General features: G+C 61.3%; 14 protein-coding genes. 7 read left to right on the top strand and 7 right to left on the bottom strand.

Going from position 1 to position 15,809, the window contains the following annotated elements; translation table 11 throughout:
- Window positions 1-38 precede the first annotated feature (38 nt).
- From J3485_RS28330 to J3485_RS28315, 4 genes are all read right to left on the bottom strand, one after another.
- Entirely contained in the window at window positions 39-1,055 is a 1,017-nt protein-coding gene (locus tag J3485_RS28330) for an aldo/keto reductase (protein WP_206958035.1), read from the bottom strand.
- Between the two features lie 100 nt (window positions 1,056-1,155).
- Window positions 1,156-2,103, bottom strand: coding sequence for an ABC transporter substrate-binding protein (locus J3485_RS28325; protein WP_206958033.1), 948 nt, complete (start codon window positions 2,101-2,103; stop codon window positions 1,156-1,158).
- A 76-nt stretch (window positions 2,104-2,179) separates the two neighbouring features.
- Window positions 2,180-3,211, bottom strand: a complete 1,032-nt coding sequence (locus J3485_RS28320; RefSeq protein WP_206958031.1) for an ABC transporter permease — start codon at window positions 3,209-3,211, stop codon at window positions 2,180-2,182.
- A complete protein-coding gene (locus tag J3485_RS28315) occupies window positions 3,204-4,754 on the bottom strand; it encodes a sugar ABC transporter ATP-binding protein (protein WP_206958029.1) in 1,551 nt (516 codons plus the stop codon). Before J3485_RS28315 ends, J3485_RS28320 begins: the two co-directional genes overlap by 8 nt.
- Before the next feature lie 233 nt (window positions 4,755-4,987).
- On the opposite strand from J3485_RS28315, the gene J3485_RS28310 reads away from it, so the two are divergent.
- Complete coding sequence (locus tag J3485_RS28310; RefSeq protein ID WP_206958028.1) at window positions 4,988-5,689, top strand: FadR/GntR family transcriptional regulator; 702 nt, start codon at window positions 4,988-4,990, stop codon at window positions 5,687-5,689.
- Between the two features lie 79 nt (window positions 5,690-5,768).
- Here J3485_RS28310 and J3485_RS28305 read toward each other — a convergent pair whose 3' ends face one another.
- The gene (locus J3485_RS28305; protein ID WP_206958026.1) at window positions 5,769-6,461 is read right to left on the bottom strand and encodes a glycoside hydrolase family 26 protein; all 693 of its coding nucleotides are present in this window, start codon (window positions 6,459-6,461) and stop codon (window positions 5,769-5,771) included.
- Between the two features lie 676 nt (window positions 6,462-7,137).
- Here J3485_RS28305 and J3485_RS28300 point away from each other — a divergent pair.
- Window positions 7,138-7,686 (top strand): GNAT family N-acetyltransferase, encoded by a 549-nt coding sequence (locus J3485_RS28300; protein WP_206958025.1) that lies wholly within the window; start codon window positions 7,138-7,140, stop codon window positions 7,684-7,686.
- Window positions 7,687-7,689: 3 nt separating this feature from the next.
- On the opposite strand, the gene J3485_RS28295 is transcribed toward J3485_RS28300, so the two are convergent.
- Entirely contained in the window at window positions 7,690-8,670 is a 981-nt protein-coding gene (locus tag J3485_RS28295; RefSeq protein ID WP_206958023.1) for a nitrilase-related carbon-nitrogen hydrolase, read from the bottom strand.
- 94 nt (window positions 8,671-8,764) lie between these two features.
- Here J3485_RS28295 and J3485_RS28290 point away from each other — a divergent pair, with 94 nt between their 5' ends.
- Window positions 8,765-9,649, top strand: coding sequence for a LysR family transcriptional regulator (locus J3485_RS28290; protein ID WP_206958021.1), 885 nt, complete (start codon window positions 8,765-8,767; stop codon window positions 9,647-9,649).
- An 84-nt stretch (window positions 9,650-9,733) separates the two neighbouring features.
- Window positions 9,734-10,642, top strand: a complete 909-nt coding sequence (locus J3485_RS28285) for a YihY/virulence factor BrkB family protein (protein ID WP_206958019.1) — start codon at window positions 9,734-9,736, stop codon at window positions 10,640-10,642.
- A gap of 40 nt (window positions 10,643-10,682) precedes the next feature.
- Here the strand turns inward: J3485_RS28285 and J3485_RS28280 are convergent, their stop codons facing one another.
- Window positions 10,683-10,970, bottom strand: a complete 288-nt coding sequence (locus J3485_RS28280; protein ID WP_206958017.1) for a hypothetical protein — start codon at window positions 10,968-10,970, stop codon at window positions 10,683-10,685.
- A 52-nt stretch (window positions 10,971-11,022) separates the two neighbouring features.
- On the opposite strand from J3485_RS28280, the gene J3485_RS28275 reads away from it, so the two are divergent.
- From J3485_RS28275 to J3485_RS28265, 3 genes are all read left to right on the top strand, one after another.
- Window positions 11,023-12,186 (top strand): porin, encoded by a 1,164-nt coding sequence (locus J3485_RS28275; RefSeq protein WP_206958015.1) that lies wholly within the window; start codon window positions 11,023-11,025, stop codon window positions 12,184-12,186.
- Window positions 12,187-12,521: 335 nt separating this feature from the next.
- A complete protein-coding gene (locus J3485_RS28270) occupies window positions 12,522-14,177 on the top strand; it encodes a phospholipase C (RefSeq protein ID WP_206958014.1) in 1,656 nt (551 codons plus the stop codon).
- A gap of 125 nt (window positions 14,178-14,302) precedes the next feature.
- Window positions 14,303-15,742, top strand: a complete 1,440-nt coding sequence (locus J3485_RS28265) for a cytochrome-c peroxidase (protein WP_206958012.1) — start codon at window positions 14,303-14,305, stop codon at window positions 15,740-15,742.
- Window positions 15,743-15,809 lie beyond the last annotated feature (67 nt).

The raw sequence follows: 15,809 nt of genomic DNA, 5'->3' as shown, positions 1-15,809 counted from the left end.
CCTCTTGGTCAAATCAAGCGTTGCCGCAATACGCCCCATCATGCTTGCCCCTTGGGAATGGGTGCATTCGCGGCCACCAGCCCTTCGTCGCTCACAGCCTGCCAAAATCGCGCCGGCAAGGGCCGCTCGAACCACGCGATGTTCTGCTGCAGTTGCGCGATGCTTCGCACACCCACGACACACGAAACGACGGCCGGATGCGCAAACGGGAATTGCAGCGCGGCGGACGGAAGCGGAACATCGAAACGCTCGCACAGTGCAGTCAAGCGACGCACCTTCTCGACAACCGCGGCGGGCGCATCTCCATAGTTGAACTTGCCATTGCCGGCCAGCACGCCAGAGTTGAAAACACCGCCCACGACGATGGCGGTCTGCGCACGCGCGCAGGGATCGAGCAGCGGCTCCAGTGCCAACTGTTCAAGTAACGTATAGCGGCCGGCAAGCAGAATGACGTCCAGCAGCACTTCATTCATCGCATCGACCGCGATCTCCCACTCGTTCACGCCGAGACCGATCGCACGTACCGCGCCGCTCGCTCGCAATTCCTCCAGTGCTCGAAACCCGCGGCCCTCAGTCAGTTGGGCCCAGTAATGCCCATTGCGATCGCCGTGCGTCATCGTCCCGATGTCGTGCACGTAGAGGATGTCGAGCCGTCCAGTCCCAAGCCGCTGTTGGCTGTCCTCGTACGAGCGCATGATGCCGCCGTAGCTGTAATCGAAGAACGGCCTAAAGGGCAACGGTTCGGCCCAGCCATCGTCTCCTGGCCGCACGTTCATATCGGGGCGCATCAAGCGGCCCACTTTCGTGCTCAGCGAAAACACGTCACGCTCGCGGGCCGCGAGCGCTTGACCCACGCGCCGCTCTGAAAGCGTATAGCCGTAGTAAGGCGCCGTATCGAAATAGCGCAGGCCCGCGGACCATGCCGCGTCGATGAGTGCGGCCGAGTCTGCCCACGACATTGGACGGTACAAACCGCCGAGTTGAGAGCAGCCAAGACCCAAGGCAGTGAGCCCGAGTCCGCTGCGCGGCAAGGTACGTATTTCACAAGCGTTCATGGTCGAGGGACGCGATCGAGAAAGCATCTGTCGTTGAAGAAATGCGGTAAGCGGACCTGCGCCGATCGAATATGGAAATCGACGCAGGCGGCGGTCATCATCAATAGAGAACGTTCTTCGCTTCGGACGAATCGAGGTTTTGCTTGTCGACCATCACGACGCCCGTATCGATATCCTTCGCGACAGGCTTATGTTCGATGACGTTGACCACGGCTTGAATGCCCTTGAATCCCATTTGATAGGAGCCCTGAACGGCGATCCCCTGAATCGTGCCGTCGCGCACGAAGCCTTGTAGATCCTGGTTGCCGTCGAAACCGATGGCAACGAGTTTGCCGGCCTTACTGGATTGTTTGAGCGCACGCCCCATTCCGACTGCGGTGGGCTCGTTCGCGCCGAAGATGCCCTTCAAGTCCGGATTCGCGGACAGAACGTCGGTGGTCTGATTGAGCGCGGTTGCCATCTGCGATTGCGAGTAGTACGGGCCGATGATCTGCAGCTTCGAGTGCGCGGCAATATATTTTCGGAAGCCCCCAACGCGCCCGATTTCCGATCCCGCGCCCGGCACATAGGACATGAGCGCGATCTTGCCGGTCTGGCCGACGCGATCGATCAGCGCCTTCGCGCACAACTCTCCTGCCTTCTCGTTGTCGGTCGACAAGAACGACTGGTAATACTGCTTGCCGGCATCGGACAACGCGGAGTCGATCAGCACGACAGGAATGTGCGCTTCCCACGCTTTCTTGACGGCAGGCACGAGCGCATCGGGATCGGACGGCGCGAGCACGATGCCTGCAACGTGCCGATTGACGGCGTTCTCGACCATGTTGACTTCGTCCGCGATATCGGATTCGGCAGCCGGGCCTTGGAAGGTCATCGTATAGCCCTTCGATTCGCCGAGCGCGGACTTCGCGCCTTTCTGCACGTTTTGCCAGTAATTCGAATTGACGGTCTTGACGATCACGGCGATCTCGCCGCCCTCGGCATACGCACCCGCGCTGAACGCCGCGCACATCAATGCGGCGCCCGCCAAGATGGAAAACCTCTTCATGTCTCGCTCCTCTTTCTCGTGGTTGAACTTCGTTTGATTACCGCGCTTGACTAACGAGTTTGATCACCGGTTTTGATCACCGCTTCCGGCTTCGCAATTGGTCGATCCAAACGGTGCCCAGAATCACGACGCCGATGATGATCTGCTGAATGAAGCTCGATACTCCGTTCATGTTCAGCCCATTGCGCAGAACGCCGATGACGAACGCACCAATGGCCGTGCCCGAGATCGTGCCCACGCCTCCCATCAGCGACGTCCCGCCGATCACCGCACTGGCGATCGCATCGAGTTCGTACATGACGCCTTCGTTCGGCTGCCCGGTCACGAGACGCGACATCAATACGCAGCCCGTTACGCCGGCCAATGCACCCGAGAGCACATAGGTGAAGAGCGTGACGCCTCGCACGTCGACGCCGGAAAGCCGAGCCGCCTCGGCATTGGAACCGACCGCATAGATGTGGCGGCCGAGCGATGTCTTCGACAAGAGCACCGCGCCCGCGATGAACAGCACGACCATGATGACGACGGGATAGGGAATGCCCGGAAACGTCGTGTCCGGAAACCCGTCCGCACCGATGTGCGAGATGCGGAACAATGCGCCATTGCCGAGCGCACCGAAGGCGTTGCCAAGGTCCGAGACGGGACGCGCCCCCGTAATCTCAAGTGCGAGGCCACGCGCGACGAGCATCATGCCTAGCGTCGCGATGAACGGCGGCAAGCCCATGCGCGTCACGCAGATGCCGTTGACGAATCCGCACAGCGCACCGACCAAGACCCCGCAGAGCATGGCGACCGGCACCGGCATCCCGACTTTCACGAGCAATGCGGCCGACACACCCGCGAGCGCAAGCACCGAGCCGACCGATAGATCGATCCCGCCCGTGATGATCACGCAGGTGGCCGCAACGCCGAGATAGGCGATCGACGTCACTTGCAGCGAGACGGTCATCATGTTGCCGACCGAAAAGAACGCCGAACTGGTAATCGAAAACGCGATCACGAGTGCAACCAAGCTGCCCAATGCCGCGAACTTCTGGATGAGGTCGCGGCGCCGCTTCCGGGCCGAGCGATCGGCGGCTTGGCTCCGATCCGATGTCATTTCAAGCATATGTACGCCCCGAAGCAAAGTGCATGATCTCCTCCTGACTGGTTTGTTTCGTTTCGAGAACGGCCGTGATCCGGCCTTCGTGAAAAACGGCGATTCGATCGGTCATACCGAGCAGTTCGGGCAATTCCGAACTGATCAACACGACCCCCACACCATCCGCGGCGAGCCGATCCATCAGCCCGTAAATGGCAAACTTCGCCCCCACGTCGATCCCGCGCGTGGGCTCATCGAAGAACAGAATTCGCGACCCTCGGTACAGCCATTTGCCGATCACGACCTTCTGCTGATTTCCACCCGACAAGTTGCGCACGATCTGGTCGACCGACGGTGTGCGGATGGCCAACTCATGCACATAGCGACGCGCAACGACAGCTTCTTCATGAAAGCGCAGGAAGCGCGCACGCGACGAAATACCGGCTACGTTGGCAAGCGTGATGTTCGCGGCGACCGACATCCCGAGCGCAAGACCTTCTTGCTTGCGGTCCTCCGACAGATAAGCGATGCCATGGCGGATCGCTTCGCGCGGCGAGCGAATCGTGACGGGTACGCCGTGCAGCTCGATCGATCCATCCTCCAACCGGTCAGCGCCAAAAACTGCTCGGGCAACCTCGGTACGGCCTGCGCCCATGAGGCCGGCGAAACCGAGAATTTCGCCTCTGCGCAGTTCGAACGAAACGGGCCCGAAGACGCCGTCGCGGCGTAAATCCCGCGCGCTGAGCAACACGTCCTCGGTCGGCACCGATTGCCGCGTGGGGTACGCATCGTCGAGGGAGCGCCCCACCATGCGCGCGACGATGTCGTTCACGGTCAGCGCCGCGAAGTCGTCGGTCGAGATATATCGGCCGTCGCGCAAGATCGTGACGCGGTCCACGATCTGCGCCATTTCGTCGAGGCGATGCGAGATGTAAAGGATGGCGACACCGGCTGCGCGCAACTCCTTGATGATGCGAAAGAGCTGAACCGTTTCCGACTCGGTCAACGATGAGGTCGGCTCGTCCATGATCAGCACGTGCGCATCGAACGAAAGCGCCTTGGCAATCTCCACCATTTGCTGCTGCGCGATGGACAGCGTACCCACCAGCGTCGTAGGCGCGACATCCAAGCCAATTCGCTCCAAGCACCGCACTGCGTCGGCGTTGAGCTTGCGGGTATCGACGAACGGCCCTCGCTTCGGCTCACGAGCGAGAAAGAGGTTCTCCGCCACGCTCAAATGCGGAACGAGGTTCAGTTCCTGATGAATGATCGCGATGCCGGCCGCCTGCGCTTCGGAAGTCGACACGAATCGCACCGGCTCGCCGCGGTAACGAATGGCGCCTTCGTCCGGCAGGTACTGACCGCTGATGATTTTCATCAGTGTCGATTTCCCTGCTCCGTTCTCGCCGCAGACCGCATGAACTTCGCCAGCCCGCAGGTCGAGATGAATGCCATCGAGGGCGACGACGCCGGGAAAGCGCTTCACGATGCACTCGAGGCGCAGGATTTCCCGGCCCGGGGCATCTCGATCGACACCGGCGAGGCTCGATGGATCGCGAGGCATTGTCATTACGTCTCCTATGAACGGCTAACCCGGCTTCTGCGTGGTCAGTCCAATTTGTGCAAATTAAAGCTCTATTCACTGACATGGTCAAGCCAATTTTTAGTTATCAACATTGACCTTACCAATAGTGAAAACCCTAATTTGACGCAGAACTGCCTACCAGGATGGCACTTCAGCCTATCGTGCTAGACTCCTTGCCTAGCTGAGCCCTCCATCTCAGCGGCACAATCACTGGCATCATGAAATCGACAGAACCAAAGCGGCTTTACCAATCCGTCGCCACACAGATCCTCGCGTTGATTCGTCAGGGCGAATTCCCCGCAGGAGAACGCCTGCCCCCCGAACGCGAGCTGGCGTTGAAGCTGGGCGTCTCGCGCCCGTCGCTACGCGAAGCACTGATCGCGCTGGAGATAGGCGGCCAAGTGGAGATCCGAATGGGTTCGGGCGTCTATGCCTGTGAGACCGGTGCAGACGACGCGAGCGCAGTGGGAGCACTCGGCGACAGTCCGTCGGAATTGATGCAGGCGCGGGCAGCTATCGAGGGCAACGTGGTGGTGTTAGCCGCCGCGCACATGACCGCTGCGATGCTGGATCGCTTACGCCGCACCGTGGAGCGGATGCGTAGGCTCGCTGCCGCAGGCAAGTCACCCATTGAGGCGGATCGGCAATTTCATATGCTGATTGCCGAAGCCGCGGGGAATTCGGTGCTCAGTCGTTATGTGGGAGAACTATTCGACAGTCGCCACGATCCGATCGCTGCCGCCATGCGTGGCCACACCGAGAGCGCGCAAACATGGACCGCGGCCGTGCAGGAGCACGAGGCCGTGCTAAAGGCTTTTCAGGCTGGCGATCCGATTGCCGCGCAAACGGCGATGCGCGCGCACCTCATGGCATCCGAGGAGCGATGGATTAGCGGTGCGTTGAAACAGGGCGCGCAATAGCTGCGGATAGCAGGGAGTCGAACCATATTCGCCTGAATATGCTGAAGGTCGCCTCCCGCCGCACCTCGTGCCGAGTCGGTCAAGGCTTCTGTTGGAAGTAGCTGTCCGCGCCCATTGCCGCAAACGCCGTCGTTCCGGCTGCGCCGAAAACCCACGGACAGGGCGGATAGTGACCAGGGGCATCGAAATACATGAAGCCTTTCACGAGTGGGAACGCATATCCACCGGGATTGTTCTTGCTTTCGATTTCAGCTTGCGCCAAAGCTAGATAGGTGGATTGCACGGCCGCGCATTCCCCCGTTTCCGCGATCAACATCGGCTTGCCGTGAGAACTGAACGCGGCGTAGAAGCTATTGAGGATCGGACCGAAGTCATGCGCCTCGACCTTGTCATAGCCATCGAAGCCGATCCAGTCCACATAGCCATCGCCCGGATAGTAGGGCGATGAATCGGCGTTCGTGCTGGCACCCGCGGGATTCCATAGCCACGACACATTGGTGACACCTTGGGCTTTGAAGACGTCGTGGATGTGTCGCCAAGCCGCGATGTAGCCCGCGGCACCGTCGTTGCCCATACAGTCCTGATTGTTGGTCCCCGCGGGCAAATTCATTTCCCAATACCAGCGAATGAACATCGGTGCACCGAACTGCTTCACTGCATTGGCGGTGTCGATGATCAGTTGATCGTCGGCACCAGCGGCGACGTTCGCGTTCATGTCCCCACAGGCCCATGTCACGACGGGCGTACGCCCCGCTTTCAGATCGAACTGCATGGTCGCATCCGGAAAGGCGGGTACGTTACCTGTTCTCCAAGGAAAGTAGTGCATGTGCAAGCTCAGCTTTCGGCCAATCTGGGACTCGAGCGTTCGAGTAGCACTTTCGACCTCGTCGGCCGTGGGCCCTTTTATGCCCTGGGGATTCGCCCATGCGCCGAAATAGGCGCCCGAGGCGGGAATGGGTATCGCGGGCGAACCCGATCGCGACGCAACCTGCATTAGCGATGAAGCCTGCACCGCCGTATCATCGGTCACTCCCCCACTTCCATCCCCGCCACACCCACTCATCAATGCGGCAAGCAGCACCACGCCGGCGACCATTGTTCTTTGCTCGAGCCGATCCATCTTCGCCCTCCACTGGGTGTGAACTGAGCTGCGCGGAACAAGCCGAGAAATCGGCGACGCGTCATCGATTTAGGCACAGCCAAGCGAGCAACTTACTCAACCCCGTAGTCGCTTGACCACTGCAAAGATATGCTCCACGCGAGCGTGGATGACACGCTAGTGACTTAAACGCGCGGTGATGCGTTTACCGTCGCAGAGGGAGTGAATTTATTTGGGGCTACGTGATCGCGTGGAGATGAGGAGATCATGGCCGGACGACAAAGCACATCAAAAACAAACGTCGGTATACACTGCCGATCACCAAATCACCCCGCGTTTCCGCACCCTCATGCCGCTACCCGATGCCTCCACGTTGTCGACCGCACGCTTGAGATTGCGTCCGCTTTGCACGGAAGACGCCGCGCCGTTGTTCACCATGTACTCCGACACCGAATTCATGCGCTACTGGTCGTTTCCCGCCATGACGCGCTTCGAGCAGGCCGTCGAATACCTGACTCGCAGGATGCAGGGCGCGGCCACGGAAACGGAAATCGTCTGGGTGGTCGAACTTGCCGCGACGCACGAAGTGATTGGAACGTGCAGCTTGTTCAACGCGGATGCCACGTCCAAGCATGCCGAAATCGGCTTCGGCTTGCTGCGCCCTTTCTGGGGCCACGGCTATATGAGCGAAGCCGCCCGCGCCGCCATCGATTGCGGCTTCGACGTCTTGCAGTTGCATCGCATCGAAGCCGAGATCGATCCGCGCAACACGGCATCGGCGCGTGTGCTCGAACGCCTAGGCTTCGTTCGCGAGGGTCTACTGCGCGAGCGATGGATCATCGACGGCGAAATCTCTGATGGCGAAATCTACGGGCTTTTGCGCACCGATCGTCGATAGGCGCTACCGCAACGGACGCCTTCTTCTCACGATCGCAAAGCTCACTGCCACCGATCCGCGCGCACTCGCCTCTCGTTGAGGCACAGCCCAAGGTCGCGCGTCACCGCGCACCTCGGATTCCGGCGCGATCAACGAGGCGTAGAGTTCCGGCCGGCGCGCGGCCAGCCAGTGACGGGCAATGCTTTGCCGCGCCAGCTTGGGATCGATCACCGCCGTCGCAACGGGGCAATGCGGTGCCTTGCTTTCGGCAATGACGGCGCCGCCAGGATCGGCAATCAGTGCGACGCCCGGCCCCCACTGCCCTTTCGGTTCGGCCTGCGCATCGCTTAGGACTACGAACATTCCGTTCTCGCCTGCACGCGCGGGCAACGCATGCGCGAACCAATCGGGACATGGCGAAGCGCCAGCGCCAACGCCCGTGCCAAGGCCGCTACGGTGCGGCGCGACGAGCAACGTCGCGCCCTTCAGCGCAGCCACGCGCGCATTCTCAGGCAGGTAGTTGTCCGCGCCGATCAAGATGCTCATCGTGATCCCCCACGGCGTGTCGAACACGTCGAAGCACTCGCCGCTGCGCAGATGAGCGCTCCCCATCGTATAGACCTTGCGATGGACATGTCTCGTGCCGTCCGGCATACACACGACGTAGCTGTTGTAGAGCGCACCGTCGCGCGCGCGCTCGAGCCAGCCTACGCCGGCCGCTACCCCCGTTACCTCCGCGGCTTGCGCGACGGCCCCGATCGACAGGCCATCGGCCGGCTCCGACAGCGCTTCGAGTTCCGAGCGCCGCAACCGTTCCATGCTCGCGACGCCGCAAAGGCTCATTTCCGGAAACACGGCCAGGCCCACGCCATCGCGCGCAGCATCGGCGAGCCGCTCGGCAATCACGCCGTATTGCAGCCCATTTGATCGCCCATCCGCACTCGCGCAAAACGAAGCGAACGGCAACGCTGCAACCCGCAGCGGGGGAACGATAATTCTCGACATGGCATGAACGAATCAACGAAGGAATGACCCTATTGAATCGCTCCGCGATCGATAAGTAAAATGAATGATTTTCCGCATTCGATTCCCAAAGCGAATGGATCTCAAACTACTGCGAGCCTTCCTGACGGTGGCCGAACTCAGGCATTTCGGCCGCGCCGCCGATGCATTGCATACGAGCCAACCGGCACTGAGCAAGCAAATCGGCGCGCTCGAGACGAGCCTGGGGGCACGACTATTCGAACGCGGGCGGCACGGCGCTGAGCTGACGACGTTCGGCGCGGATTTCCTGCCCGACGCCGCCGCGCTCATTCGCGATGCCGACGACATGCTGCTGCGCGCGAAGGAAGCCAGCGGCGGCAAGCGCGGCCGCCTGCGCGTGGGTTTGTGTTTGTCGGTCCTCACGATTGCGCCGCGTTGGATTGCCGAGTTCCGTGGCCTACATCCGAACGTCAACGTGACGCTCGTCGATCTGTCATCGGCCGAGCAAACGCGCAGGCTGCTCGCGGGTACGCTCGACGTCGGCTTTATGCGGATGCAGAAAAGCGAGGCGCTCGCGGGGCTTCCCATCGTCGAGGAATCGCTCGCGCTGGCCATTCCGCAATCAGCGCGGATCAAGCGGCTGCCAACCGATCTCAATGTCTTGAACGACATCGGCTTCGTCACCTTGACCCGCGCGCGGCAAGCGGGAACCGCCGACCAGGTCGACCGCTGGTGCGCGCAACGTGGATTCGTGCCGCGCATCGTTCAGGAAGTGCAGGACGTGCAATCGGTACTGGCAACGGTCGCGGCGGGAGTGGGCGTTGCATTCGTGCCGTCGCGCATGCGGTTTCTGCTGCGCGATGCCACGGTACTAGCGCTACCTGGCGCGCATGCGCGTTGGCGCGTCGGGCTCGTTTGGCAGGCCGGCCGCGACGACGTCGTCACGCAACGCTTCGTCGCGTTCGCCCGCGCGGCGCTCAAGCGCGAACGCGCGGCGTAATCGCGTTGCAGCGCGCACCCGAACAGGCATGCTGCCTGCGACGGTGCAAAGCATCAGGGCACACCAACGCACGAGGGTCGATCGATGGCTTCGTTCTTGCTGCGTGACTTGCCGCGCGCCGCGCGCCGGGAGGGCGCTTGCGCGGTCGATGCCGTGCAGCATTTCAGCAGCGACCGCTGCACCACGATGGCAGCCGGCATCGCCTTCTACTCCGCGTTTTCGCTGGCGCCGATGCTCGTCATGGTCATCGCCGTCGCCGGCTGGTTCTTTGGTACCGAGGCGATACGCGGGCAAATCTTTCAAGACGCGCACCTGTTGATCGGCGACGAGGCTGCGGCTGCCGTGCAAACGATCGTCGCGAATGCGCGCTCGCACAGCGGCACCGGCGGCACGGCCGCCTTCGTGTCGGTCATCGCACTGGCGCTGGGTGCCTCGGCAACGTTCGCTTCGCTCAATACGGCACTGTCCATCGTTTGGCCGTGCGATGCATCGGAGCGCGTATCCAGCGTAATCGCCTTGGTCAAGGTCAGGCTCATTTCGTTTGGTCTCGTGCTCGGCGTCGCCTTTCTCGCGATCGTCTCGCTCGTGCTCGACACGGTCGTGACGTTCATCGGCGAGTGGCTCCTGGGCGGCACGCCTTTCATCGTCTTCGGCGACATCTTGCAGCTCGCGCTCGGCTTGATCGTGCTCGCCTTCGCGTTCGCGGGGCTGCTCAAGTTTCTGCCCGACGCGCGCGTTGCTTGGCACGACGCACTCACGGGCGGCATTGTCGCCGCATTGTTATTCACGGCCGGCAAAAAGCTCTTTGCGCTTTATCTCGCGCATGCGGGACTTGCCAATGCATTCGGCGCCGCCGGTTCGCTCGCGGCATTATTGATGTGGCTGTACTTCTCGGCCGCGGTGTTATTGCTCGGTGCGGAATACGCGGCCGCCCGCGGACGACGTCGCAGGCACGTCGGCTTATCTAATGAAATTAATAAACCTGATCATTAGCGTTCGCGACGCAAGTCAAAACACATTTCGACAATTCTGTCTACTCGCAGCCGATCGCGCCGCCGTGGGGCTTGATGCCGCATTTACGTGCGTTAAGCACCGGCGCATCGCATTTGATCGATCCGCCGCGCGACCTCATGGCATCGGCGCCGTGCATGCAGCACATATGCTGGGAAATCTTGCCCAATTGCGTCGCAATCTTGCAATTTCTATAATTAAGCATTTCGAGGGCAGCAATAATCTTATATGCCATTTTTACGCCACATAAGACAGATTTGTTTCCTTTTGACGACAGCGGCTTTTTTTCCGTTCTTCCTTTCAATGACATTGCGCTATTCTCCTCCCGCAGCAGTCTAATAAACGTTTCGCGTGGAGAAATGATGAAAAAAATCGCTTTGTCAACCCTCTCGCTCGCATTGCTCGGCGTCGCCGGTGCGGCACATGCGCAAAGCAGCGTGACGCTTTATGGCGTGATCGACGATTCGCTCACTTACGTGCATAACGCCGCGGGCGACAAGAGCCAGTGGTCGCTCGGCAATAACAGCGGCGGCGATCTTGCCGGGACGCGCTGGGGCATCAAGGGTCAAGAAGATCTCGGCGGCGGCTTGGCCGCGATCTTCCAATTGGAAAACGGCTTCGATCCGTCGAACGGCTCGCTGCAACAAAACGGCCGCGAATTCGGCCGTCAAGCGTTCGTCGGTCTGACCAGCCAAACCTACGGTACGTTGACGCTGGGCCGCCAATACGACCCCGTGGTCGACTTGGTTCAAGGGATCACGGCCGACAACTACTTCGGCAGCTCGTTCGCCACGCCGGGCGACGTCGACAATTACGACAACAGCTCGCGTACGGATAACGCGATCAAGTACCTGTCGCCGAACTATGCCGGCTTCCAAATCGAAGGCATGTATGCGTTGGGCGGCGTTGCGGGTTCGACCGAAAGCGGCCAAACGTGGTCGATCGCGGCCGCGTACAACAACGGCCCGCTGGGCTTGGCTGCCGGTTACTTCCACGCCGACAACAGCAACACGCTGACGAACGGCGTCCGCACGACATGGGGCGGCACGTCGGGCGGCACGTTCGATAGCAACATCAACGAGGGCTACATCTCGGCGAAGTCGATCGGCATCGCACGCCTCGCTGCGCAATACGCGGTCGGCCCGTTCACGATGGGCGCGAGCTACAGCAACGCGCAGTACAAACCGGACGGCTTCTCGACGTTCGGTTCGACCGAGAAGTACAACGTCGGCAACGGCTTCTTCAACTATCAGGCCACGCCGGCGCTGCTGCTGGGCCTCGGCTATACCTACACGAAGTCGAGCGGCGACACGTCGGCCACCTATCACCAAGCTTCGCTCGGTGCCGATTACTCGCTATCGAAGCGCACGGACGTGTACCTCGTCGGCGCGTATCAGCACGCCAGCGGCAACACGAGCAACGGTACCGGCGGCGCGGTTGCCGCCACGGCATCGATCGGTTCCTACAGCTACAACGGCACGAACTCGCAAGAGCTCGTCGCACTGGGCCTGCGCCACAAGTTCTGATCGACTCGGACTCGATCGAGCCATCGACGAAACGAATCGTTAGGAGTACGCAGTATCGAGCCAGCCGGGGTCGCCCCGGCTGGCTTTTTTGTTACCGTTCGCCATCGTTCGCGCGGAGGTCCTCACGATGGCATGCATCGAATGAAATAGAAAGCAACTGAAATCAATTAGAAAGCTATGTGTCGCGGGCGCTTCATACGCAAATGGTCCAATGCGCCGTTCTTCCGAAAATAACCACCGTCGGCCGTGCTGTTCCTCGCTGTCATTCTCTCGGGAATCAATGACAACCCCGCGCTAAGGGACTCGCGGCGACGATAATCCAGGAGTTCGTCCTCATGCTTGGCCGTAAGCTCGTCCCCATCGCAGTTGCCGTTGCATCGCTGGCGGTGCTCGCCGCGTGCGGCAGCAGCTCCGCCCCGATGATCTCGCCCGCGACCGTCCAAAACTTCACCGCGACCGCGACGCCGATCAAACACCTCGTGGTGATTTACGGCGAGAACGTTTCGTTCGATCACTACTTTGCGACGTATCCGAGCGCAACGAACCCCTCCGGCGAGCCGGCGTTTACGGCGGCCGCGGGCACGCCGACGGTCAACGGCTTGAGCGGCACGCTGCTGACGGCCAACCCGAACTCGACGAACGCGGCGAACGGTGCCGGCGAGACCAACCCGTTCCGCCTCGATCGCACGCAAGCGGCGACGGCCGACCAGAACCACTCCTATACGCCCGAACAACAAGCCTACGACAACGGCCTCATGGACCTTTTCCCGAAGTACACGGGTAACGGCACGAGCGGCGGCGCAGGCGCATTCGGCACGACCGGCCAGGTCATGGGCTACTTCGACGGCAATACCGTCACCGCACTGTGGAACTACGCGCAAAACTTCGCGATGAGCGATAACGCGTACACCGACACGTACGGCCCGTCCACGCCCGGCGCGCTCGAGGTGGTCTCCGGCCAGACGAACGGCATGCAGATCGTGAAGTCGTCGAAGAGCTCGTATTACGTGGCGGACGGCCAAGGCGGTTTGACGATGATCAATGACGTCGACCCCGGCTACGACACCTGCTCGAGCACGACCGACCAGGCCATGATGACGGGCAAGAACATCGGCGATCTGCTCAACGCGCAGAACGTCACGTGGGGCGGCTTCATGGGCGGTTTCAATCTGTCGACGACGAACGCCAACAACACCACGGGCTGCAGCCGCAGCACGATGTCGACCGTCGTGGGCGCCGCCACGGCCGACTACGTTCCGCATCACAACTGGTTCCAATACTTCAAGTCGACGTCGAACCCGAACCATCTGCGTCCGACGTCCACGGCCTCGATCGGCTATACGGACGTGCCCAACAGCACGACCGTCGATCCGGCCAACCATCAATACGACACGGACGATTTCTTCGCCGCTGTCAGCGCCGGCAACTTCCCCTCGGTCAACTTCCTGAAGGCCCCCGCCTATGAGGACGGCCACGCAGGCTACTCGGATCCGCTCGACGAGCAAGCGTTCGTGACGAAGGTCGTGAACTTCCTCGAGCAACAGCCGGACTGGAAGGACACGGCCGTGATCGTCGCATGGGATGACTCCGACGGCTGGTACGACCATCAGTACTTGACGCCGAAATCGGCCTCGTTCTCGAGCGCGGACGAACTGAACGGCAGCGGTATTTGCGGCACGGGTACGCAACAGAACGGCGTGAACGGCAAGCCGGTCAACGGCCGCTGCGGCCCCGGCACGCGCACCCCGTTCCTCGTGATCTCGCCGTATGCGAAGCAAAACTACGTCGACAATACGCAGATCTCGCAAGCCTCGGTCGTCCGCTTCATCGAAGACAACTGGCTCGGCGGCCAACGCCTCGGCGACGGTGCGTTCGACGCCACGACGGGCAGCATCATGAACATGTTCAACTTCTCGGCCGCGCCGCACACGACGCCTGTGTACCTCGATCCGACGTTGGGCACGCAAGTGAGCACGCCGCCGCAAACCTGATCGCCTGAGCGCTGGGCGCACCGAAAGGTGCGCTGGCTCAGCAATGAATCCCCACAGCCCGGCAACGGGCTGTGGCCTTTTATTAGATCGAATCAGATCGCACGCCACGTTTCGCCAACGACCCGATGCAGCCGCTCGATTCCGCTTTGCCGAACCCGCCCGCCGACCGCCACCCCTCTGCTGTGCGCCGTCGTTCACTCGTCCGCGTTGTCACGCTCGGCATCGGCATCGCCGCAGCCGGTGCCTGCGCATGGGCGCTCGCCTATCCCGAGCACACGCCGCCCGCCGTCGGTGAAATCGTGGAGCAATTGACGGGGGCCAATCCGCACCCCGTTCATCTCCAGCGTCCGCCCGCCGCGCCGCTCAGCGCGATGGCACAGCTCGGCAAACGCATCTTTTTCGACCCGAGCCTGTCGGCTTCGGGCAAGCTTTCGTGCGCGTCGTGCCACAGCCCTGCGCATGCCTACGGGCCGCCCAACGGATTGCCCGTTCAGTTCGGCGGCCCCTCGATGACGCTGCAAGGTGACCGGCCGCCGCCTTCGCTGATGTATCTGTATCGTCAGCCGAATTTCAGCATCGGACCGGATCAGAGCGACGTCGATACGCCCGCGAACTTCGCGCAAGAAGCGGTGCAGGCATCGGGGGTCGCGCGCGCGCAAAAAACAGCCGGCGTCGCACCCGCCGCGCCCGCGATGGTGCCGCAAGGCGGCATGTTCTGGGACGGCCGCGCCGACACGCTGCAAGCGCAAGCGTTCGGACCGCTGCTCAATCCCGTCGAAATGGCGAACACGAGCGAAGACGACGCTGCGCGCAAATTCGAAGGCAGTACGTATCGCACGGCATTCCTGCAGCTCTTCGGGCCGGAGATTTTCAAGAATCGGCGCCTGCTGTTGTCGGAAGCAATGTTCGCCGTCGCGCGTTACCAGGTGGAAGACCCTTCGTTTCACCCGTATACGAGCAAATACGATTACTGGCTCGAGGGCCGTGCACGTTTGACGCACGCCGAGCTACACGGCCTGCAACTCTTCAACGATCCGAAAAAAGCCAACTGTGCGGGCTGTCACTTGTCGAAGCCGTCGCACGACGGCCTGCCGCCGATGTTTACCGATTACCAATACGAGGCGCTCGGCGTGCCGCGCAACAAGGTGCTCGCCGTCAATCACAATGCCGGCTACTACGATATGGGCATATGCGGCCCCTACCGTACGGACCTGAGTGCGCAAACACAATACTGCGGCATGTTCCTCACGCCCACACTGCGCAATGCGGCCACCCGTCAGGTGTTTTTTCACAACGGCGTCTATCACTCGCTCGATCAGGTGATGAAGTTCTATAACCTGCGCGACATCGAGCCGGGCAAGATCTACCCGCGCGATGCGCAAGGACGTGTCGAGCAATACGATGATTTGCCGGCAAAATACCACGCCAACATCGACAAGGCAGATGCGCCTTTCGATCGCAACCCAGGCGACACGCCCTCGATGACGGACGCCGACATCAAGGACATCATCGCGTTCCTGCATACGCTGACCGACGGATATCAGCCGGACGCGGGTTCGCATTGAGCGCCGAACGCCCCGCGCGACGCATCCGGTGCTCGATAGCCGATAATCGAAAAAAAACCCGCAAAGG

The sequence above is a fragment of the Trinickia acidisoli genome (assembly GCF_017315725.1).
GTDB lineage: Bacteria > Pseudomonadota > Gammaproteobacteria > Burkholderiales > Burkholderiaceae > Trinickia > Trinickia acidisoli.
The sequence above is the reverse complement of the archived record's forward strand: the minus strand, read 5'-3'. Positions and strand labels throughout refer to the sequence as shown.